Source organism: Sphingomonas sp. S-NIH.Pt15_0812 (assembly GCF_003951315.1).
Lineage (GTDB): Bacteria > Pseudomonadota > Alphaproteobacteria > Sphingomonadales > Sphingomonadaceae > Sphingomonas.
In genome coordinates this window covers 1-20007 of sequence record NZ_QLJH01000014.1, presented here as the reverse complement: position 1 = coordinate 20007, position 20007 = coordinate 1, and the positions used below count along the sequence as shown (strand labels likewise).

The following is a 20007-nucleotide window of genomic DNA, read 5'->3' as shown; positions in this document are numbered from 1 at the left end:
TGCGCATGAAGGGGAAATGCTGGAGCCTGGTGGCGCTGTTCGCAGCCACCCCGGCGATGGCGCGGCAGGCCGGACCGCCACCGCCTCCTCCACCGGGCGGGCAGGCCGGCTATCCCGTGCCGCCGGTCGTCGTGCTGCTCGACTGGCGGGGCGAGCCGGTCGAGCCGCCACCCCTGGCACCGCCACCGCTGCCCGAGGTGCGCTCCGGCCGGCGGGACGCGACGCCCGGCGCGACCGTCACCACCACGACCGCGGCGACCGGTTCCCGCACGCGCGCGGCGGAGGACGGGACGACGGCCATGACGACCGACATCTATGCCGATCCATCGCCGCCGCGCCGTCCGCGTCGTGCGGTCAGCGGCCGCCGAAGGTGACCAGGCTCTCCGACCCGTCCGCCGCCAGCGCCGATACGCCGACGACGTGATCGTCGACCGGCACCTGCGCCAGCAGCGCCTTGGTGTCGGCCACGTCGCGGCTCTCGGTCCAGTCGGTCCGGTCGTTGCGCCGCCAATGGACGCGGTAGCCGGTCGCGCCCGGCACGGCGGGCCAACTCACCTGCGTGTCGCGCGACAGCGCGCCCGAGATCGTCACGTTCGCCGGTGCGGCGGGGGCGCCGGCCAGGCGGGCGAGCGTCGCGATGTTGATCGCCGTCACCTTGGCCAGATAGGGAAAGTCCATCCGGTCGATCGTATCGCCATAGACCACGCCCTTCTCGGTGCGCAGGTCCTGATGCTGCGCGTCCCAATTCTCGTTGGCGACGGAGAATCGCACCGCCGGATAGCCGAGCTTCAAAAACGGCTCGTGATCGCCGCCGCGCCCGAATCGGTCGGGCCGCCGGTCTAGGAACACGTCGAGTCCGAACCGGCCACGCGCGGCGACGCCGTCGATCGCCTTGGCGAGCGCGCGGCTGGGGCCGTCATCCTCGCCGCCATTGCCGCGTCGGACCATCTGTTGCGCCTCGTCTTCCGATGAGCGGATGCCCTCGGAAAAGACGCGGACCCAGCGCGATTCGCGCACATTGCCCTGGCCGATGGTGTTGCCGACGATGTCGTTGTTGAGCATCGCCGACACCTGCCAGCCGCGCGCCTTGGCCGTGTCCGCCAGCAGCGTCGCGCCCCACAGGCCCTGTTCCTCGCCGGAGAACACCGCATAGACGATGGTCGCGTCGAATTTCTGCTTCGACAGGATTCGCGCCGCCTCCAGCACCAGGGCGACGCCCGATGCGTCGTCGTTCGCGCCCGGCGCGTCGCTGGTCGTGTCCATCACGTCGGTGACCCGGCTGTCGATATGCGCGCCGACGATCACCACCCGGTCGGGATCGCGGCCGCGCTGGATGCCCAGCACGTCCTGCACCACCACGCCGGTCGGCGCGCGCGGGCCGGTGAAGCGGCGCTCGATCCGCTCGACCGTGATGCACCCGCCGCAGCCGCGCGCGATCTCCGCGAAGCGCCCGGCAGCCCAGTCGCGCGCCGCGCCGATGCCGCGCTTCGGATCGGTGGTGGTGGAGGCGGTGTGGCGCGTGCCGAAGCCGACCATCGCGGCGACATCGGCCTTGAGGCGTTCGGGAGACGGGGCGGGCGCGGCGGCGGCCGCGGCGAGGGCGAGGAGGATGGGCATGGGACCAGGACATGCCGCAGCCTGGTCCGACGCTCAAGTCGTTGCGATCAGGGCCGCCTTCCGCCGGATCAGCTCAGCCGGTCGATCTGCTCCGGGGTCAGCGATCCGGGGATGATCATGACCGGTACCGGCAGCGCGCCTGCATCGGTGCCGGCGAAATGGCTGATCAGCTCGCCCGGCGCGCCGGTGGGTGCCGCGCCCAGCACCAGGGCGGCGATCTGCGGATCGGCGTCGATGATCTCGCGGATCACCTTGGGCGCGTCGCCCTCGCGCACCGTGATGGTGGGGCGCAGGCCCGATTCGCGGACGATCGCGCCGGCCGCCACGCCGACCACCGCCTCGGCCTGTTGGCGCGCTTCCGCCTCCATCGTCGCCTGCACGCCGCCGAACGCGATGAATTCCTGCGGCGGCAGGATCGACAGGATATTGACGCCACCGCCCGTCTTCACGGCGCGGCGCGCGGCGAAACGCAAGGCGATTTCCGCCTCGGGACTGTCGTCGACCACCACCAGATAGATGCGCATGCGGCCAGGGTGTGGGGCCTGGATGGATGCGACGCAAGGGGCGTCGGGCTTGACCCGGCGGCCTGACGCGGCAAGAGACGGTCGCCGCTACGGAATGCCTTGAGGACCTTCATGTCGATCGAGATCAAGATGCCCGCGCTTTCGCCGACGATGGAGGAAGGCACGCTTGCCAAATGGTTGGTGAAGGAAGGGGACACCGTTAAATCCGGCGACATCATGGCCGAGATCGAGACGGACAAGGCCACGATGGAGTTCGAGGCGGTGGATGAGGGCGTGATCGCCAGGATCCTGATCGCCGAGGGCAGCGACAATGTGAAGGTCGGCACCGTCATCGCGATCCTGGCCGAGGAGGGCGAGGACGCCGCGTCGGTGCAGGCGCCGACCAAGTCGGAGACGCCCGCCCCCGCCAAGCCGATGCCGACCGACCCGACCGATCCCAACAAGACCGGCAGCGAGGCCAAGCCGTTCGACCGCACGGTCGAGCAGGCCGAGGATCACGGCAAGCCCGCCCTGTCCGACGATTCGGGCAGCCGGACCGGCAATGGCCGCGCCATCGCCAGCCCGCTCGCCCGCCGCATCGCCGCGCAGAAGGGCCTGGACCTGTCCAGCCTGACCGGCTCGGGTCCGAACGGCCGCATCGTCAAGGCGGATGTCGAGGCTGCCAAGCCCGGCACCGCCCCCGCCAAGGCCGCATCCGCCCCCGCGACGCAGCCCGCCGCCGAGGCGCTGGCCGCCGCCGCGGCACCGGCCCCCGCGCCCAAGCCCGCCGCCGTGCCGGACATCCCGCACGAGGCGACGAAGCTCAGCAACATGCGCAAGACGATCGCGCGTCGCCTGACCGAATCGAAGCAGCAGGTGCCGCACATCTACCTGACGGTGGACGTGCGCCTCGACGCGCTGCTCAAGCTGCGCGGCGAGCTGAACGCCTCGCTGGCCAGCCGCGGCGTCAAGCTGTCGGTCAACGACATGCTGGTGAAGGCGCTGGGCGTGTCGCTGATGGCGGTGCCCAAGTGCAACGTGATGTTCACGCCCGACCAGCTGATCAGCTTCCAGCGCGCCGACATCTCGGTCGCGGTATCGACGCCGTCCGGCCTGATCACGCCGATCGTGACCGGGGCGGACACGCGCTCGCTGTCGTCGATCTCGACCGCGGTGAAGGATCTGGCCGCCCGCGCGCGCGACAACAAGCTGAAGCCGGAGGAATTCCAGGGCGGCACCGCCTCCATCTCGAACATGGGCATGTTCGGGATCAAGCAGTTCGAGGCGGTCATCAATCCGCCCCAGGGCATGATCCTGGCGATCGGCGCGGGCGAGAAGCGCCCCTATGTCATCGACGACCAGCTCGCCGTGGCGACCGTGATGTCGGCGACCGGCAGCTTCGACCATCGCGCGATCGACGGGGCCGATGGCGCCGAGCTGATGAAGATGTTCAAGGAGCTGGTCGAGAACCCGCTGGGGATGCTCGCCTGAGGCTGATGGAAGGACAAGGAACGGTGGGCCGGCGGACGCTGATCGAAATCTTCTTCATCGTTGCCGGCCTGGTGATGGCGGGGCTGCTGACCCATGCCGCGATCTGGGCCTATCCGCTGGGACGCGAGCCGATCCTGTGGAGCGGGATCGGCGGCATGGTCGCGACGGTGGCGATGGGGCTGGCCCCTTTGCGCCGCGCGATCCGGCTGGACCGGGCGGCGCATGACCGACGCGGAGAAGGCGCATGACGATGCTGCCCGATCGCCCGCCGACGATCCGCGTCACCGCCATGCCCGCCGACGCCAATCCCTATGGCGATATCTTCGGCGGCTGGCTGATGGGCCATATGGACCTGGCGGCGGGGTCGGTCGCGTCGCATCATTCGGGCGGCCGCGCGGTCACCGTCGCGGCGGAGGGGATGAAGTTCCACCGCCCGGTCGTGATCGGCGACGAGATGTCGGTCTATGCGACGCTGGTCGCGACCGGCAACACGTCGATGACGATCGAGGTCGAGGCGTGGCGACGCGGCCGGCACAGCGACGAGGCCTATATGGTGACCCAGGCGCGCTTCGTGTTCGTCGCGATCGGCGAGGATCGCCAGCCGCGCCGCGTGCCTCCGATGGTGGCCGGGGCCTGAGACTTACCGCCTGACGGGGTGGATGCGGCCGCTGCGCCACGACGCTGGGGCAGCGGCGCATCGGACGGACTATCAACATCGGCCCGGCCCAGCCGCACCGCGCGGCGACCGGCCCAAACGGGATCAGATCATGGCAGACACTTTCGACCTCATCGTTCTCGGCTCGGGCCCGGGCGGCTATGTCGCGGCGATCCGCGCCTCGCAGCTCGGCATGAAGGTGGCGATCGTCGAGCGCGAGCGGCTGGGCGGCATCTGCCTCAACTGGGGCTGTATCCCGACCAAGGCGCTGCTGCGCACGTCGGAGGTCTATCACTACATGACCCATGCCGAATCCTATGGCCTGTCGTGCGAGAAGCCGGGTTTCGACCTGGCCAAGATCGTCGACCGCAGCCGCAAGGTGGCGGGCCAGCTCAATGCCGGCGTCAAGGGCCTGATGAAGAAGAACAAGGTCCAGGTGTTCGAGGGCGTCGGCACGCTGGCGGGCAAGGGCAAGCTGACGGTCAAGCAGGGCGACACGACGGTCGAGCTGGCCGCCCGGAACATCATCGTCGCCACCGGCGCACGCGCGCGCGACCTGCCCTTCGCCAAGGCGGACGGCAAGCGTGTCTGGACCTATCGCCACGCGATGGTGCCGGAGGTGATGCCGACCAAGCTGCTGGTCATCGGGTCGGGCGCGATCGGCGTGGAGTTCGCCAGCTTCTACAACGACATGGGTGCGGACGTGACGATCGTCGAGATGCTGCCGCGCATCCTGCCGGTCGAGGACGAGGAGGTTTCGGCCTTCATGGACAAGGCGCTGACCAAGCAGGGCATCAAGATCCTGACCGGTGCCGGCGTCGAGAAGATCGAAAGCGGCGCCAACGCGGTCAAGGCCGCGATCAAGGGCAAGGACGGCAAGGTGACCGAGGCCGAGTATAGCCACGTCATCGTCGCGATCGGCATCGTCCCCAATACCGAGACGATCGGGCTGGAGTCGCTGGGCGTGAAGACCGAGCGCGGCCACATCGTCACCGACGGCTATGGCAAGACCAATGTCGATGGCCTCTGGGCGATCGGCGACGTCACCGGCGCGCCCTGGCTGGCGCACAAGGCGAGCCATGAGGGCGTGATCGCGGTCGAGAAGATCGCGCAGCTCGCCGGCAACACGGAGGTCCATCCCCATGCGATGGACAAGGGCAACATCCCCGGCTGCACCTATTCGCGTCCGCAGGTCGCCTCGGTCGGCATGACCGAGGCCAAGGCCAAGGAGGCGGGGCATGAGGTGAAGGTGGGCAAGTTCCCCTTCATCGGCAACGGCAAGGCGATCGCGCTCGGCGAGGCCGAGGGTTTCGTGAAGACGGTGTTCGACGCCAAGACCGGCGAACTGCTCGGCGCGCACATGGTGGGCGCGGAAGTGACCGAGCTGATCCAGGGCTATGTCGTCGCCCGCCAGCTGGAGACGACCGAGACCGAATTGATGCAGACGGTGTTCGCGCACCCGACGCTGAGCGAGATGATGCACGAAAGCGTGCTCGCCGCTTATGGCCGCGCCATCCACATCTGATCCGCATCGGCCCGGCGGCGCCGGGCCGGTCCTCCTCGCCGCCGGCCTGGTGCTGGCGGCGGTCCTGGTCTTCTGGCCGGGAATCGCGACCTATGACAGCGTGGTGCAATATGCGCAGCCGCTGTCGGGTCGCTATGATGACTGGCATCCCCCGGTCATGGCGCGGCTCTGGTCGCTGACCCTCCACTGGATCGCCGGGGCGGGGCCGCTGCTGGCATTGCAGATGGCCGGTTACGGGCTCGGCCTGGGGCTGATCGCCGGGCGGTTGCGCCGTTTCGGCCGGCCATGCGCCGCGCTGGCGGTGATGCTGATCGGGCTGTGGCCGCCCTTTCTGGGCTGGCAGGCGGTGGTGCTGAAGGATGCGCAGATGCTGGGCGCGCTGCTGGCGGCGGTCGGGCTGATCGTCGCGGCATCCGGCCGGCCGGCGACCTGGCAAAGTCGGGTGATGATCGGCGCGGCCGCGGTGCTGCTGATCTACGCGCTGCTGGTACGGGCCAATGCCGTGTTCGCGGTGGCACCGTTGATCGCGATGCTGGTGCCGCTCTGCTCGGCACGGTCGCGCATCCTGCTCGGCGTCGGACTGGTCGCGGCGACGCTGGCGCTGTCACCCGCGATCAACCACCGGCTGCTGGGGGCGACCGAGAGTCGCGTCACCGCCACCCAGCCGCTCTACGATCTCGCCGGCATCGCGGTGCGCGTCGGGCCGGAGGCGGCGATCGGCTTCACCCCGGCGGAGACGCGGGTGCTGATCGCGCGGCACTGCCTCCGCCCCTTCTTCTGGGACCCGCTGGACGACGACAGCCGCTGCGCCGGCATCGTCAGCCGGCTGTTCGCCCTGCCGTCCAGCCGGCTCTATCCGATGCTGGCGGAGGCGGCCGTGCGCCACCCGCTCGCCTATCTGGCGCAGCGACTGGCGCATCTCAATTCGACCATGCGCTGGTGGGTGCCCGCCGGCTGGATCAACGCCGCGCCGCCGCTGGGGGGCGAAGCGAACGACCTGGGGCTGGCGCAGCCGGGCCGGGCGGCGGTCGCCTGGGAAAGGCTGGCGGGCTCGCTGTCCGACTGGCCGACGGGATGGCCGATCGTCTGGATCGTGGTGGCGGCGACCATGCTGGCCGCGTCCCGCCGGTCGCGGGATCCCGAGCTGCGCCTGCCGCGCGCGCTGCTGGTCTCGGCCCTGGCGCTGGAGGCGAGTTTCGCCGCGTTCAGCATCGCGTCGGACCTGCGCTATCATCTCTGGCCGATGATCGCGACCGCGCTTGCGATGGCGACCCTTCCGCCGGGCAGCCTGGTCGACCGGCGCGCCGTGCGCGTCGGCGTGGTGGTGTTGATGCTGGTCCTGATCGTCGGGCTGGCCGCTCGCCTGACGCTGCCCGCGCCGCCCGGTGATTATGCCGGGATGATGGGATAGCGGCGATGGAACGACCTGGATCAGCAAAGGGTTTGTAGCGCCATCCTTTTCGCAAGCGAGATACCGCCCATGACCCTCAACGCCCCGACCCGCTACACGCCCGATGTCGAGGACGTACAGCCGGACGAGGCGGAGGTGGTCGACCGGTTGAAGGAATCCTTCCGCCAGATCCTCGACACCACGTCCCGGGATTATGGCCACGCCGTCCGCTCGGTCCATGCCAAGGCGCATGGCATCGCGAAGGGCAGGCTGACGGTGCATCCCGGCCTGCCGCCGGAACTGGCGCAGGGGCTGTTCGCCAAGCCCGGCGAATATGAGGCGATCTTCCGCATCTCCACCAATCCCGGCGACATATTGGACGACGAGATCGGCCTGCCGCGCGGGCTGGCGCTCAAGATATTGGGGGTGGAGGGCGACCGCCTGCCCGGTTCCGAGGGCGACACGGTGCAGGACTTCATCATGGTCAACGGCCCGGTCTTCGCCGCGCCGGATGCCAAGGCCTTCGCCAAGAACCTGAAGCTGCTCGCCGCGACGACCGACAAGGCGGAGGGGGCGAAGAAGGTCTTCTCGCATCTCCTGCGCGCGGTCGAAGCCCCGCTGGAGGCGATCGGCCTGCCCTCGACGACGCTCAAGCAAATGGGCGGCGCGCCGAACAATCATCCGCTGGGCGAGACCTATTTTTCGGCGACGCCGTACCGGTTCGGCGATTACATCGCGAAACTGGCGCTGTTCCCGGTCAGCCCGGCGCTGACCCGGCTGACCGGCGAGATCGTCTCGACGCGCGGCCGGCCCGATGCGCTGCGCGAAGAGGTCAATGCGGTGCTGGCCGGGCAGGGCGGCCGCTGGGAATTGCGCGTCCAGCTCAACCGCGACCTGGAGACGATGCCGATCGAGGACGCGACGGTCGAGTGGAAGGAGGCGGACAGCCCGTTCCTGACGATCGCGACTCTGTCCGTCGAGCCGCAGGCGAGCTGGACGGAGGGGGCGTCCGAGCCGGTGGACGACGCGCTGTCCTACAATATATGGAACGGCATCGTCGCGCATCAGCCGCTCGGCAACGTCAACCGTGCGCGGCGCGAGACCTATCGTTTCTCGGCGGAGTATCGCGGGCGGTTCAACGGCTGCCCGATCCATCAGCCCCGTCATCTCGCCGACCTGCCTTGACCGGCGCGGCCGCCATCGGAAAGGGTCGCCCATGACCAAACTCTTCCACGTCAGCGACGTCCATTTCGGCAAGGAGGACCCTTCCGCCATCACCTGGTTTGCGGAGCGGGTGGCGGCGGAGAAGCCCGACGCCGTGATCATGACCGGCGACCTGACAATGCGCGCGCGCGCGCACGAGTTCGAGGCGGGCGGCGCGTGGCTGAAGAGCCTGGCCGCGCCGGTCACGGTCGAGATCGGCAATCACGACATCCCCTATTATTGGGATCCGATCCGGCGCTTCCTGGCGCCCTATAGCCGTTATGCCGCGATCGAACGGATGATCGAGCGGCCGCTGGCCTTGTCCGGCGTGACGATCGTGCCGCTGAAGACGATCGCGCGCGCGCAATGGCGGATGAACTGGTCGAAGGGTTATGTCGGCCGCTCCTCGCTGCGCCGGGCGCTGGCGCTGATCGCCGACGCGCCCAAGGGCAATCTGATCTTCGTCGCCGCGCATCATCCGCTGATCGAGGGTGGCACCAAAGGCACGGCGCGTACCTATCGCGGCGAGGAGGCGCTTCAGGAACTGGCGGCGGCGGGGGCCCATGCGGTGCTGTCGGGCCATGTCCACGACCCGTTCGACATCCCGGTCGAGCGCGGTGGACGGACGATCCGGATGATCGGTGCCGGCACCCTGTCCAAGCGGACGCGCAACAGCCCGCCGGGCTTCAACGAGATCCGCGTGATGGGCAATCGGTTCGAGACGCTGGCGCGGACACAGAGTCCGGAGCCGGTGCAGCGGCTGGGGGCGAGCCGGACGGCCGATCTGGTCTAGCGACGCCCGCCCGGCCGATCATCCCCCGCCGAACCGCGCCTGGGCGCGGGCGATATCCTGTTCGACGATCTGTCGGGTCAGGCGCTGGAACAGGCGTTGCGCATTGTGCCAGGGTGCGGTGCCGCTGGCGTGACTTGGCTGGCGACGGCGGGTGACGATTCGACTGCCCCATTCGGCCGTTTCGGCAGCGGGTGCGGCGGCGTCGCCCGGCCGCACGACCAGTGAGGGAAAGGGCAGCCGGGTGCGCGGAGCGGCGAAGCCGCTGTCGGCGACCTCGCCCGAGGGAAAGAGCAGCGCGCCGGCGATCCGATCGACATAATCGGTAGGCGACAATCGCGCCCACCAGGCGCTGGCCGCGCAGCCGATGCCGTCCGCGACCAGCAGTACCGCGCGGTCGGCGTCGCGCACCACCCGGTCGAGCTTGGCGGCCCAGATGGTGCGATCCTCGGCCGAGCGGATCGGCAAATGCGCCGCGCCGCTGGAGGGCCAGCCGAACATCCGCTGCCAAGCGGGGGGCGGTCCCTCCGAATCGAAGATGGTGACGATCGAGAATCGGTCCTGCGCGACGGTGGCGATCATGCGGCATCTCCCTCGTCTGCGGATTAGGCCTTGGATGGGCGCCGGACGCAAGGGCCGTTTCAGGCCGCCAGCAGCGATCCGTCGTAATCGGCGAGCAATGCGGCGACATCGTCATAGATCGCCGCCGCCCCGGCCCCGGTCAGCGCCGCGTCGGAGAAGCCGCCCGAGCGCAGGCCGATGGCCGGAATGCCGCATTTGGTCGCCGCCTCCATGTCATAGGGCGTGTCGCCCAGCACGATCGCGGCTTCGGGCGGCAGCGGCGCGACCGACTCCAACGCGGTGGCGAAGATGTCCGGCGCAGGCTTGGTCCGCTCGACATCGTCGGCGCTGGTGCTGGCATCGACCAGGTCGTGCACGTCGATCAGCGCGATATAATGGTCGAGTTCCACCTTGGAGGCGGAGGAGGCGAGCACCACGCGCCGGCCATCGCCATGGACCCGCGCGATCAGCTCGCGCGCGCCGGGAAAGGCGCGCACCGCGTCCAGATGCTCCGCCTGGAAGATGCGGCCATGCGCTTCGCCCAGGGCCTCCTGCTCGGCATCGTCGCTGTCGGGCAGCAGGGTCGGGACCAGCATGTCGGTGCCCTTGCCGATCTGGTCGTGGATCGTCTGGCGGTCGAAGCTGTGCCCCGCCTCCGCAAAGGCGCGTTCCCAGGCCAGGATATGCGCGTCGTTGCTGTCGACCAGCGTGCCGTCGATGTCGAACAGGATCGCCTTGGGGGTCATGATGCGCCTTTCGGTTGGGGAGGATCGAAGCCGTCGAGGAGCGCCTCGATCCGGTCGAGTCGGTCGTGCGGATCGTCGATCCGCTCGGACAGGAGCAGGCGACCGTTCTTCTCGACCAGCCCCGCGGGGATGGACTCGGGCCGGTGCCGGGGGGTGAGGGCGATGGCGGCGGGGCCGGCATCGATCCGGGCGATATCGGCGCCGTGCGCCGCGACCCGGATGCGCGCGATCGCCAGCAACAGGCGTACCGGCTCGGGCAGTTCGCCGAACCGGTCCTCCCATTCGTCCGCCAGCGCATCCAGCCCGGCCATGTCCTCGACCCGCGCCAGCCGCGCATAGTTGGTGACGCGCAGTTCCTGCTCGGGCATCCACGCCTCGGCCAGCCGCCCGTCGATGCCGAGGTTGAGTTCGGGGCTCCAGCGTTCCACCGTCTCGCCGCGCGCGGTCCGCAACGCGCTTTCGAGCAGATGCTGGTAGAGGTCGATGCCGATCAGCTTCATGTGACCCGCCTGGGTCTCGCCCAGCAGGTCGCCCGCCCCGCGCATGTCGAGGTCGCGCGCGCTGATCGCGAAGCCCGCGCCCAGCCGGTCGAACGCCTCCAGCGTCTTGAGCCGCTTCAGCGTGCGCGGCGCGATGCTGGCATCGGGATCGGTCAGCAGCAGCACCTGGCCGCGCCGCGCGCCGCGTCCGACCCGGCCGCGCAACTGGTGGAGCTGCGACAGGCCGAACCGGTCGGCGCGCCAGATCGCCATGGTGTTGGCGCGCGGCACGTCGAGCCCCGCCTCGATGATGTTGGTGGCGAGCAGCACGTCGCCGTCCCCGGCGGCGAAGCGGACCATCGCCTCGTCGATATCGGCGGCGGGCATCTTGCCATGCGCCTGGACGATCTCAAGTTCCGGCACGGCGCGCGCCAGCTTCTCGGCGATCGGTCCCATATCCTCGATGCGCGGCACCACGACGAAGCTCTGTCCGCCGCGACTCCGCTCGCGGAGCAGCGCGGTGCGCAGGGTGGCCGGGTCGAACGCGCCGACGCTGGTGCGGATCGGCTGGCGGCGCGCGGGCGGGGTGGCAATGACGGAGAGCTGTTGCAGCCCGATCAGCGCCGTCTGGAGCGTGCGCGGGATCGGCGTGGCGCTCAGCGTCAGGACATGGCCGGCGCACAGATCGCGCAGCCGCGCCTTGTCCGCCGCGCCGAAACGCTGTTCTTCGTCGATGATGACCAGGGCCAGATCGGCATAGGTCACGCCCTTGGCCCCGACCGCGCCGGTGCCGACGACGACGCGGATCGATCCATCGGCAAGGCCGGCCTTGACCCGCTTGCGCTCGGCCGTGCCGGTCAGGCGCGACAGGCCGGCGACGGCGATGCCGCTCTCCTCCAGCCGCTCGGTGAAGCTCAGCAGATGCTGGCGGGCCAGCACCGTGGTCGGCGCGGCGATCGCGACCTGACCGCCGGCCAGCGCGGCCAGCGCGGCGGCGCGGAGCGCCACCTCGGTCTTGCCATAGCCGACATCGCCGATCACCAGCCGGTCCATCGGCCGGCCGCTCGCCAGGTCGGCGCGCACCGCCGCGATGGCGCGCGCCTGGTCGGGCGTCTCGCCATAGGGGAAGCCGGCGGCGAAGCGCTCATAGGCCGCCGGGTCCGGCTCCAGCACCGGTGCGGTGCGGCTGGCACGTTCCGCCGCCAGGTCGGTCAACGCGCGGGCGCTTTCCGCCACCGCCGCGTCGATCGCGCCGCGCCGCTTGTGCCAGCTCGCACCGTCGAGCCGGTCGAGCGTCACCGCCTCGGCATCCGCGCCGTAGCGCCAGATCCGGTCCGCCTCCGCCACCGGCACCAGCCGCTGCCCGCCATCGGCATAGGTCAGCGCGATCGCGTCGCCGCCCGTCTCCGCCAGCGCCTCCAGCCCGGCGACGATCGCCAGGCCGTGATCCTCATGCACCACGACATCGCCGACCCGGATCTCGCCATAGTCGAACAGGGCGGAATCGGCGGTGGCGGCATCCTGGTCGTCGCGCTCGGCGCGGCTGCCGAGCAGATCGGCGGCGGCGACCGCGAGTACGCCGTCACAATGGAAACCGCGATCGGCGGCGAGCGGCAGGGCGAGCAGCGATCCCGGTCCGGCATCGCGCACCGCCCGCCACGAATCGACATCGGTCACCGCCATTTTCAACGTGCGGGCGACGCGGCGGCGCAGGAACCGCACGTCGCGCGGGCTGCCGAGCAGCACCAGCCGCTCGCCCGCGTCCAGGGCGTCGCGTGCGGCCTTGGCGAAGGCGCGCAACGGCGCCTTGCGCTCGACGAAACGCGGCGGCGGTTCGGCGAAGCGTTCGACCGGCGGCAGGGTGCGGTCGCCGACCGCTCGGGTCCAGCGGGCGTCGCTGACCGTATCGGCGCCGGCACGCTTGGGGCGGCGGCGGGCGGCATCGGCGGCGAGCGCCAGGAAGCGGGTACGGCGCTCCTCCGCCGCCGGCTCCACGCCGATCCGGGCATCGGGCAGATGATCGGCCAGCGTCATGCCCTTGCCCGACAGATCTGGTTCCGACACGCGACCCAGCTCGCGCCGCTCGACGGTGCCGATGGTGCGCTGGTCGGTTGGATCGAAGCAGCGCAGCGATTCGATCCGCCCCTCGACCGCCTCGATCCGCAGCGGCTCCAGCGAATCGGCGGGAAAAATGTCGAGCACCTGCCCACGCAGCGCGACCTCGCCCGGCTCGTCGACCCGCTCGTCCGCGACATAGCCGATCCCGGTCAGCTCCCCGAACAGCGCCTCTAGATCCACCGTCGCGCCGCGTTCGACCACCGGCGGCGCGGCGGAGAAGGCGGCGGGTTCGGGATAGGCCTGGGCCAGCGCCTCGCCGGTGGTGATGCAGGCGACGGGGCGCGTCTCCCCGGCCCGGGTGCGGCGATAGAGGCGGTGGAGCGCCGCCACCCGCTGGCCGACATTGGCGGGGGAGGCGGGCGCGGCTTCGCCCGGCAGCGCGTCGCTGCCGGGGCAGAACAGGACCTCCGCCTCCGGCGCGGCGATCGACAGGGCGCGGGTCAGCGCGATGGCGCGGACGTCGTCCGCCACCGCATAGAGGATGTCTCCCTCCACCAGCCGCTGGGTCAGGGCGGCGGCGATCTCCGCGACCGGCAGCATGGGTTCGGGGGCGGGCTGCGACTGTGACAGGCGACGATCCTCTCGAAGCGGGGGAAGGAGCAGAAGGGCCCGGACGGGGCGGGGGTTCCGAAAAAGAATCAGCCGTCCTGCGGCTTTATGCCCTCCAGCCGGTCGAACCACCGGCCGATGCGGCCGCGATGGTAGATCAGCCCCTGGTACAGGGCGAGCGCGGCCCCGGCCCAGCGGACGTAGAGGCCGGGCCGGTTCGTCAGCTGCGCCATGCGGGCCATCCGGTGGCTCCAGCGGGCGATGGCGAAGCGGGTGCGATAGACCAGCCGCCGCCGCCACGGCAGGCCGGTGCGGGAGGGCGCGACCCGCTTGCGGATCGCCACGCCGACCGGCGGTCGCCAGGCGAGGCGATAGGCGAGCCCCTCGCGCCGCTGGCGCAGCCCCGCCGCCTGGGTCCCGGCGATGAAGTCGGCATCCACCGGCGACAGCGCCAGCCGACCGTCCGTCACGGCGGCCGCGATCAGGTCGCGCAACGCGGGCGAGCGGACGATCGCGACATTGGTGCCGCGCCCGTCCGCGCTATAGGGTTCGACCCAGGCATCGCCGAACGCGATATCGGCCGTCTCCGCGACGACATCGTCGCACCAGTTACAGGCCGAGGCCTGGAAGAAGCCCGCGCCCCAATCGCCGTCCGCCAGATGCCACCAGTCCCGCGACGCTTGCCGTCCGTCCGCCAGCGTGAGCTGGGCGGTATACCAGTTGGCGGGGCGGCCGGCGTCCTTGCGGCGATATTCGACCGCGCGCACCGCGTCTCCCGGTACGTCGAGCTGCCAGGCGAAGCTGTCGACGAAGCGCGCGCTCTTCATGTGACCGCAGAACAAGCCGAGCAGATGCGTCACCCGCTCGCCGATCACCGGGTCCGCGGCGCGCAGCAGGTTCACCGCCTTGATGAAACAGGGGACGCCGACGATCGCATAGCGGCCGGGGATGCGGCGGATCTCGTCCAGCACCGCCGCCAGATCGACCGGGAAATAGCGCGAGCGCGCACCGGCCGCGATCTGGTCCGCCGTGCGCGAAATGCCGTAGCGGAAGAAGACGCCATCCTCGCCATCGGTCGGCGTGACATGCGCGACCCCGTCGATTTCGTCCCGGCGCAGCAACTCGGTCGCGACCCAGCTGACCAGCCCGCCCGAACTGCCGCCGGCGCGGAACCCGCCTTCCGCGACATGGCCGACATAGGCCGTCTCGAACCGGCCGATCCGTGTGTCCCGGGTCGGCGCATCGGGAAAGCGCTCGGCGGCGATCGCGTCTTCATCGCGCGCATCGGGGGAGAAGGGGCAGATACGGTCGAAGCCCGGCGGCGCCCGGTCCAGCGCGCCCATGGGTTCGCGCAGGCCGTGCTTCGTCCAGCGCATCGGCCGCGCGCGGGGCGTCGCGCATGCGCCGCAGCCGATGCACAGGCCCGCCCGGACGATGGCGCGCGGGGTCGACGGATCAGCCAAGCGCCCGTTCCAGGAACGCCGTGGACCGGATGCGCGCTTCCGCGATCCGGGTGCTGACCGACGGCTCGACGGGCGTTTCCAGCAGGGCGCGGACCGTGGCTTGGGAGGTGTGCGGACCGATCAATCGGTGGGGTGCGTCCAGCGAACGGGTCAGCCCCTCCAGCTTCAGCCGGCGATAGGACGAGGCGGCGGCGACGAACGGCCGGCCATAATGCAGCGCGAAGACCGCGCCATGGAAGAAGCCGGTCGCCACGGCACGCGCACCGGCCATCAGCGTCGCGAACTCGATGGGGCCGGCGTCGCTGCGGTCCTCGTCGGCGATCGTGTGCGGATAGCCGATCGCGACGATGCGCAGGCCCATCGCCTCGGCCTGCGCGCCTATGCCAGCCGTGAACCAGTCGGGCAGACCATGGCCGTAGAGCAGCAGATAATCGCCCCGGTCGGCCGGGGCGGGCGGCAATACGTCGGGGAATTGCAGGCAGGGATCGAGCACCAGCGGCGGCGTATGTCCGAGCGCGGCGGCGACCATTGATTGAGAATTGGCGTCGCGCACCGAGATCGCCTCGAACCGGGCGAGCCGTGCCGTCCAACCGGCATCCAGGCCGTGCGAGGCATCGTGACCGCCGAAGCTGGCGGCATAGGCGACCAGCCGGCCGCGCAATCCTTCGCCGAAGAAGAGCGGGCTGGCGCTGTACCAGGGGTGGCTGAAGTTCCACACCTCGTCGCTGCCGACCACGACCGTGTCGAAGGCCGGGGCGAGATCCGGTCGGTCGAGCGGGAAGGGAGCGGAGCGCGGCAGGTCCGCCACGGTCTGCGCGAAGGCGCGCAGCTTGCGGCCTAGCGCGGGGAAGTGGCGACGCGGCGTCCGGCGCGGCAATTCGGGCTGGAAGGCGCTGCGCCACTCGGCCGAGCGGACGGCGTCGCTGCGATGGTCGAGCAGCGTGACGCTGTGCCCGCGTGCCGCCAGCCCCTCGACCAGACAGCGCGCCTGCCAATAGGAGCCGTAGTTGATGCTGGCGTGGAAGGTGAGGACACCGACCGTGCCGCTCACGCCCCCGGCTCTCCGGGCGTGCGTCTCTTCGCCGGATAGACGGCGGCGGGGCCGAGATCGGCATAGGGGACGGGCGCGGCGCGGCACAGGAACACCTCGGAATCCGGATTGGCCAGGATCGCGAAGCCCGCCGCGCGCAGCATCGCGGCGCTGCCCGCCCGGTTGGGCGCCCACCAGTTGGTCCAGTCATCGGCATAGCGGCGCTCGATGAAATGCATCTTCGGATAGCCGGGATCGTTGAAATAGTCGGGCTTGCGGAAGGTGCCGGGCAGGAAGAAGGGGTGGTTCTCCGGCACCTCGGCGATCGCGTCCGATCCCTGCTGCATCGTCTGGAACAGCATCAGGTCGCCCGCGACATGTTCGCGGATCAGGTCGAGCGCGAGCAGGGGATGGCGGAGGTGATAGAGCACGCCCATGAAGATCACGAGGTCGAACCGCTCGCCCAGGGCCCCGACCTGATAGACGTCGAGCCGGCGGAACTCGATATCGCCGAACCCCAGCGCGCCGGCGGCCAGCCGCGCCTGTGCCAGATAGCGTTCGTCGCTGTCGATGCCGACCACGCGCGCCGCGCCGCGCCGCTTCATCTCGATCGCGTAGAAGCCGGCGTTGCAGCCGATGTCGAGCACCGACTTTCCGGTCAGGTCCGCCGGGATCGCATCGGCGAAGCGGGCGAAATTGTCGCTGGGGTAATTGCCCAGGAAATGATCGGGCGCGGTCGGGACGCCATTCAGGTCGATATTGTGGAACCAGGGGGCAAGCGCATCGATCGCCGCGCGCAGCGACAGGCCCGAATCGTCGCTCCAATCCCCCCGTCGCATTCCGTCTCCCGCCACTCATCTCGGCTTCTCCCGCCAACGATTCCGGTCTGGGAGCGTTCCGGCGTAAGTCGTTGATATATATTAGCTATGTAGCTGCGGAACCGGCGGCGCGCGGCGTCATTACGCTATCGTGGCGGACGCGATGCGGCGATGGACGGAGGCGATGCGCGCGGGACGCCATGCGGCGGCCTGGGCTATGCAGATGGCCGCCATCGCCGCGCGCGATCCCGCCACGCGTGACGATCCGGCGCTGCCCTATCATCTGCGCTGGGCCTGGGATGGCCGGCCCTTCGACGGTCGCGACGTGCTGGTGCGTTGTTATCACGGGCTGGGGGATACGCTCCAATTCGCGCGCTATCTGCCGGCGCTGGCGGCGCGCGCGCGATCGGTGACGGTGGAGGCGCAGGCCCGGCTCGTGCCGCTGCTGGCGCAGATGGCCGGCATGACTGTGGTGCCGTTCGACGTCGCCAGGCCGCATCGCCCAAGCGATTGCGATATCGAGATCACCGAGCTGCCGCTGGCGCTGCGCCTCGCGCCGGATGCGGTGGCCATGCCCTATCTGCACTGGCCCGCCGCCGATCTGCCCGCCGGCACCATCGGGCTTTGTGCACAGGCGGGCGACTGGGACGCCGAGCGATCGATCCCGCCCGCGCTGCTGGAGCCGCTTTGCGCCGAACGGCCCTGCGTGATGCTGACGCCCGGGGCGACCGATCTGCCCTGCCTCAATCCCCAAGGCTGCCCGTTCGACATGGGCGCGACCGCCGCGCTGGTCGCGGGCGTCGACCTGGTCGTCACCGTCGACACGATGATCGCGCATCTGGCGGGGGCGCTGGGCCGACCGACCTGGCTGCTGGTCAAGGCCGAGCCAGACTGGCGCTGGGACCCGGCACGACGCGATACGCCCTGGTATCCGACGATGCGCCTCTATCCTCAGGCGGCGCGCGGGGACTGGTCGTCCGTCCTCGCCACCGTCCGCGCCGATCTCGCCGCCTCTCCATCCCGCAGGAGCCTTGTCGCATGGCCAGCCTAGCCGTTCCGTCCGTCCCCATGTCCTGGGGCGAGTTGCTCGACAAGCTGACGATCCTCGACATCAAGCGCGAGCGCATCGCCGCCGAGGGCGCGCGCGCCAATGTGCTGCGCGAATATGAGACGCTGCGTTCGGTCGGCGCGGCGGCGCTGCGCGAGACGGAGGTGGCGGCGCTGGTGGCCGATCTGCGCCGCGTGAACGCCGAATTGTGGGAGATCGAGGACGATATCCGGGCCGAGGAGGCGCGGGCGCGGTTCGGATCGGCCTTCGTGGCGCTAGCCCGCGCCGTCTATCACAAGAATGACGAGCGCGCGGCGATCAAGCGGCGGATCAACCAGGCCCTGGAATCGGAGCTGGTCGAGGAGAAAAGCTACTGGACCGCCGGCCGCGCCTGAGGTGCGCGGGCCGGGCAGGGCGGTCGGGCGCGAGGCCGCTCGATCCGTTCCACCCCGGCCAGCATCGCCTCGATGGCGCGGCGTTCCTGCTCGACATGCCGGTCCAGCGCGTCGAACATCCGGTGCGTGGCGGCGGCATAGTCGGTCCAATGGCCATCGATCGCGGGGCTGGTCCAGCAGGCGAGATAGGACGCGAAACGGTCACCGATTGCGGTACAGCGAGTCTTGAGCCGCGCGACGACGCCCAGCCGGTCGTCGCGGGCCAGGGCGGGGTCGAACAGCTCGACATGCTTGAACAGCTGATATTCGCGCAGCAGCCGCGCCAATATCCAGCGGCGCTGCGCCAGCACCGGCCGGGCGGCCTCGCCCTCCGCGTCGAGCAGGGCACGGTCGCTCGCGATCTGGGCGCGGATACGGGCCTGATAGTCGCACAGGATGCGGAGCGCGGCATCTTTTCTCATGCCGCCATCAACCGGGATCAGCCTTGCCGATCGGTTAAGGAACCGTTTGCGGCCAAATTCCAGCGCAACGCCTGCCGATCCGGTTGGATCAGCCGCCCAGCGCCTGAAGCAGCGCGCGGGCGGCAGCGGTCTCGGCCTCCTGCTTGCTGCTGCCGCTCGCCTGCGCTTCGGGCAGCGCGCCGATTGCGACCGCTACGGTGAAGCGCGGGGCATGGCCGGGGCCGGAGCGTTCCACGATGCGATATTCGGGCGGCTTGCGGTTGTTGGCCGCGGCCCATTCCTGGAGCGCGGACTTGGGATGCTGCGGCACCTTGGCCTCGCGCCGTGCCCGGTCGCCCCAGGCGCGGCGGATGAAGGCGCGGGCCGCGTCCAGCCCGGCGGCCTGGTAATAGGCGCCGATCAGCGCTTCCATCACATCGCCCAGCACATTGTCGCTGTCGCTCGCGCCATCGTCGCGCGCCTGCTTGCCGAGCCGCAGATGCGCCGGCACGCCCAGCTCGCGCGCCACCGCCGCACAGACAGCGCCGGTGACCAGCGCATTGAAGCGCTTGGACAATTGCCCCTCGGCTTCGCGGGGGAACAGTTCCGACAGCCATTCCGCCATGACCAGGCCCAGCACCCGGTCGCCCAGGAATTCCAGCCGCTCGTAATTGGCGCCCGACTGGCTGCTGCCATGGGTCAGCGCGCGTTCGAACGGGGCGGGGTCTGCGGGGGCGGCGCCGAACAGCGTCGCCAGCCAGTCGTTCGACATGGTCAGAAACCCTCGCCGATCCGGTTCCAGCGCGTCGCCGTGACCCAGGTCCAGGGCTTGATCCATTCGGCCGATCCGTCGGTCGAGAAGAAGGTGACCATCGCCTTGCCCTCGATCCGCTCGACGGGAATATAGCCCATGCCGACCGGCGGCGCGAACCGGCTGTCGGCGCTGTCGTCGCGATTGTCGCCCATCAGGAAGACGTTGCCGGCCGGCACGATATAGACGCCGGTGTCGTCCGCCTCCGGAATGTCGCGCTGGTCGAGCACGAAATAGCTTTTCCCGTCGGGCAGCGTCTCGCGATAGCGACGATAGCGGCAGATCGCCGTGCCGTCGGGCAGCGTGTCCTGGAATTGCGGATCGCAGTGACGCGTGTCGAAATTGGGGGTCAGCGTCACCGTGAAGTCGGCGACG

21 protein-coding genes are annotated in these 20007 nt (G+C 70.2%); 10 read left to right on the top strand and 11 right to left on the bottom strand.

Features of this window, described 5'->3' with window-relative positions; genetic code table 11:
• Positions 1-5 precede the first annotated feature (5 nt).
• Complete coding sequence (locus tag BRX43_RS10880) at positions 6-374, top strand: hypothetical protein (RefSeq protein ID WP_206433186.1); 369 nt, start codon at positions 6-8, stop codon at positions 372-374.
• Here the strand turns inward: BRX43_RS10880 and BRX43_RS10875 are convergent.
• Together BRX43_RS10875 and BRX43_RS10870 are read right to left on the bottom strand one after the other, a co-directional pair.
• On the bottom strand, positions 355-1617 hold the full coding sequence (locus tag BRX43_RS10875; protein ID WP_125994890.1) for a M28 family metallopeptidase: 1263 nt from the start codon (positions 1615-1617) through the stop codon (positions 355-357). The two genes, BRX43_RS10880 and BRX43_RS10875, sit on opposite strands and share 20 nt — an antisense overlap.
• Positions 1618-1685: 68 nt before the next feature.
• Positions 1686-2141, bottom strand: coding sequence for a universal stress protein (locus tag BRX43_RS10870; protein WP_125994889.1), 456 nt, complete (start codon positions 2139-2141; stop codon positions 1686-1688).
• Between the two features lie 111 nt (positions 2142-2252).
• On the opposite strand from BRX43_RS10870, the gene BRX43_RS10865 reads away from it, so the two are divergent.
• The 7 genes from BRX43_RS10865 (at position 2253) to BRX43_RS10835 (ending at position 9177) form a co-directional block, all read left to right on the top strand.
• Positions 2253-3611, top strand: coding sequence for a pyruvate dehydrogenase complex dihydrolipoamide acetyltransferase (locus BRX43_RS10865; protein WP_125994888.1), 1359 nt, complete (start codon positions 2253-2255; stop codon positions 3609-3611).
• Positions 3612-3634: 23 nt separating this feature from the next.
• Positions 3635-3859: a hypothetical protein gene (locus BRX43_RS10860; protein ID WP_241214910.1), complete on the top strand. Its 225-nt coding sequence runs from the start codon at positions 3635-3637 to the stop codon at positions 3857-3859.
• A complete protein-coding gene (locus tag BRX43_RS10855; RefSeq protein ID WP_125994886.1) occupies positions 3856-4248 on the top strand; it encodes an acyl-CoA thioesterase in 393 nt (130 codons plus the stop codon). Before BRX43_RS10860 ends, BRX43_RS10855 begins: the two co-directional genes overlap by 4 nt.
• A gap of 130 nt (positions 4249-4378) precedes the next feature.
• Positions 4379-5791 carry a dihydrolipoyl dehydrogenase gene (lpdA, locus tag BRX43_RS10850; RefSeq protein WP_125994885.1) on the top strand — a complete coding sequence of 471 codons (1413 nt, stop codon included), beginning with the start codon at positions 4379-4381 and terminating at the stop codon, positions 5789-5791.
• Positions 5769-7202, top strand: a complete 1434-nt coding sequence (locus BRX43_RS10845; RefSeq protein WP_125994884.1) for a hypothetical protein — start codon at positions 5769-5771, stop codon at positions 7200-7202. Before lpdA ends, BRX43_RS10845 begins: the two co-directional genes overlap by 23 nt.
• Before the next feature lie 69 nt (positions 7203-7271).
• Positions 7272-8366: a catalase family protein gene (locus BRX43_RS10840; RefSeq protein ID WP_125994883.1), complete on the top strand. Its 1095-nt coding sequence runs from the start codon at positions 7272-7274 to the stop codon at positions 8364-8366.
• A 31-nt stretch (positions 8367-8397) separates the two neighbouring features.
• A complete protein-coding gene (locus tag BRX43_RS10835) occupies positions 8398-9177 on the top strand; it encodes a metallophosphoesterase (protein WP_125994882.1) in 780 nt (259 codons plus the stop codon).
• A gap of 18 nt (positions 9178-9195) precedes the next feature.
• On the opposite strand, the gene BRX43_RS10830 is transcribed toward BRX43_RS10835, so the two are convergent.
• From BRX43_RS10830 to BRX43_RS10805, 6 genes are all read right to left on the bottom strand, one after another.
• Positions 9196-9756 carry an alpha/beta hydrolase gene (locus tag BRX43_RS10830; RefSeq protein ID WP_125994881.1) on the bottom strand — a complete coding sequence of 187 codons (561 nt, stop codon included), beginning with the start codon at positions 9754-9756 and terminating at the stop codon, positions 9196-9198.
• A 59-nt stretch (positions 9757-9815) separates the two neighbouring features.
• Entirely contained in the window at positions 9816-10481 is a 666-nt protein-coding gene (locus BRX43_RS10825) for an HAD family hydrolase (protein ID WP_125994880.1), read from the bottom strand.
• Positions 10478-13618 carry a helicase-related protein gene (locus BRX43_RS10820; protein ID WP_125994879.1) on the bottom strand — a complete coding sequence of 1047 codons (3141 nt, stop codon included), beginning with the start codon at positions 13616-13618 and terminating at the stop codon, positions 10478-10480. The genes BRX43_RS10825 and BRX43_RS10820 overlap by 4 nt, the downstream gene beginning before the upstream one ends.
• Before the next feature lie 98 nt (positions 13619-13716).
• Positions 13717-15090 (bottom strand): Coenzyme F420 hydrogenase/dehydrogenase, beta subunit C-terminal domain, encoded by a 1374-nt coding sequence (locus BRX43_RS10815; protein ID WP_241214909.1) that lies wholly within the window; start codon positions 15088-15090, stop codon positions 13717-13719.
• Positions 15083-16141: a polysaccharide pyruvyl transferase family protein gene (locus tag BRX43_RS10810; RefSeq protein ID WP_125994878.1), complete on the bottom strand. Its 1059-nt coding sequence runs from the start codon at positions 16139-16141 to the stop codon at positions 15083-15085. The genes BRX43_RS10815 and BRX43_RS10810 overlap by 8 nt, the downstream gene beginning before the upstream one ends.
• Entirely contained in the window at positions 16138-16959 is an 822-nt protein-coding gene (locus tag BRX43_RS10805) for a TIGR04290 family methyltransferase (RefSeq protein WP_125994877.1), read from the bottom strand. Before BRX43_RS10805 ends, BRX43_RS10810 begins: the two co-directional genes overlap by 4 nt.
• Positions 16960-17101: 142 nt before the next feature.
• On the opposite strand from BRX43_RS10805, the gene BRX43_RS10800 reads away from it, so the two are divergent.
• Positions 17102-17989 carry a glycosyltransferase family 9 protein gene (locus BRX43_RS10800; RefSeq protein WP_241214908.1) on the top strand — a complete coding sequence of 296 codons (888 nt, stop codon included), beginning with the start codon at positions 17102-17104 and terminating at the stop codon, positions 17987-17989.
• Positions 17977-18381 (top strand): DUF6165 family protein, encoded by a 405-nt coding sequence (locus tag BRX43_RS10795; protein WP_125994876.1) that lies wholly within the window; start codon positions 17977-17979, stop codon positions 18379-18381. The genes BRX43_RS10800 and BRX43_RS10795 overlap by 13 nt, the downstream gene beginning before the upstream one ends.
• On the opposite strand, the gene BRX43_RS10790 is transcribed toward BRX43_RS10795, so the two are convergent.
• The 3 genes from BRX43_RS10790 to lepB form a co-directional block, all read right to left on the bottom strand.
• Positions 18357-18842, bottom strand: coding sequence for a hypothetical protein (locus BRX43_RS10790; protein ID WP_125994875.1), 486 nt, complete (start codon positions 18840-18842; stop codon positions 18357-18359). The genes BRX43_RS10795 and BRX43_RS10790 overlap by 25 nt on opposite strands.
• Before the next feature lie 88 nt (positions 18843-18930).
• On the bottom strand, positions 18931-19593 hold the full coding sequence (gene rnc, locus BRX43_RS10785; RefSeq protein ID WP_206433187.1) for a ribonuclease III: 663 nt from the start codon (positions 19591-19593) through the stop codon (positions 18931-18933).
• Positions 19594-19595: 2 nt separating this feature from the next.
• A partial coding sequence (lepB, locus tag BRX43_RS10780) for a signal peptidase I (RefSeq protein WP_125994874.1) occupies positions 19596-20007 on the bottom strand: 412 nt, incomplete at its 5' end.

What these genes read in the sequence shown, in the direction of transcription:
- BRX43_RS10880 (WP_206433186.1), top strand. Translation starts at nt 6, where the DNA reads ATGAAGGGGAAATGCTGGAGCCTGGTGGCGCTGTTCGCAGCCACCCCG.
- BRX43_RS10875 (WP_125994890.1), bottom strand. Translation starts at nt 1,617, where the DNA reads ATGCCCATCCTCCTCGCCCTCGCCGCGGCCGCCGCCGCGCCCGCCCCG.
- BRX43_RS10870 (WP_125994889.1), bottom strand. Translation starts at nt 2,141, where the DNA reads ATGCGCATCTATCTGGTGGTGGTCGACGACAGTCCCGAGGCGGAAATC.
- BRX43_RS10865 (WP_125994888.1), top strand. Translation starts at nt 2,253, where the DNA reads ATGTCGATCGAGATCAAGATGCCCGCGCTTTCGCCGACGATGGAGGAA.
- BRX43_RS10855 (WP_125994886.1), top strand. Translation starts at nt 3,856, where the DNA reads ATGACGATGCTGCCCGATCGCCCGCCGACGATCCGCGTCACCGCCATG.
- lpdA (WP_125994885.1), top strand. Translation starts at nt 4,379, where the DNA reads ATGGCAGACACTTTCGACCTCATCGTTCTCGGCTCGGGCCCGGGCGGC.
- BRX43_RS10845 (WP_125994884.1), top strand. Translation starts at nt 5,769, where the DNA reads ATGGCCGCGCCATCCACATCTGATCCGCATCGGCCCGGCGGCGCCGGG.
- BRX43_RS10840 (WP_125994883.1), top strand. Translation starts at nt 7,272, where the DNA reads ATGACCCTCAACGCCCCGACCCGCTACACGCCCGATGTCGAGGACGTA.
- BRX43_RS10835 (WP_125994882.1), top strand. Translation starts at nt 8,398, where the DNA reads ATGACCAAACTCTTCCACGTCAGCGACGTCCATTTCGGCAAGGAGGAC.
- BRX43_RS10830 (WP_125994881.1), bottom strand. Translation starts at nt 9,756, where the DNA reads ATGATCGCCACCGTCGCGCAGGACCGATTCTCGATCGTCACCATCTTC.
- BRX43_RS10825 (WP_125994880.1), bottom strand. Translation starts at nt 10,481, where the DNA reads ATGACCCCCAAGGCGATCCTGTTCGACATCGACGGCACGCTGGTCGAC.
- BRX43_RS10820 (WP_125994879.1), bottom strand. Translation starts at nt 13,618, where the DNA reads ATGCTGCCGGTCGCGGAGATCGCCGCCGCCCTGACCCAGCGGCTGGTG.
- BRX43_RS10805 (WP_125994877.1), bottom strand. Translation starts at nt 16,959, where the DNA reads ATGCGACGGGGGGATTGGAGCGACGATTCGGGCCTGTCGCTGCGCGCG.
- BRX43_RS10800 (WP_241214908.1), top strand. Translation starts at nt 17,102, where the DNA reads ATGCGGCGATGGACGGAGGCGATGCGCGCGGGACGCCATGCGGCGGCC.
- BRX43_RS10795 (WP_125994876.1), top strand. Translation starts at nt 17,977, where the DNA reads ATGGCCAGCCTAGCCGTTCCGTCCGTCCCCATGTCCTGGGGCGAGTTG.
- BRX43_RS10790 (WP_125994875.1), bottom strand. Translation starts at nt 18,842, where the DNA reads ATGAGAAAAGATGCCGCGCTCCGCATCCTGTGCGACTATCAGGCCCGT.
- rnc (WP_206433187.1), bottom strand. Translation starts at nt 19,593, where the DNA reads ATGTCGAACGACTGGCTGGCGACGCTGTTCGGCGCCGCCCCCGCAGAC.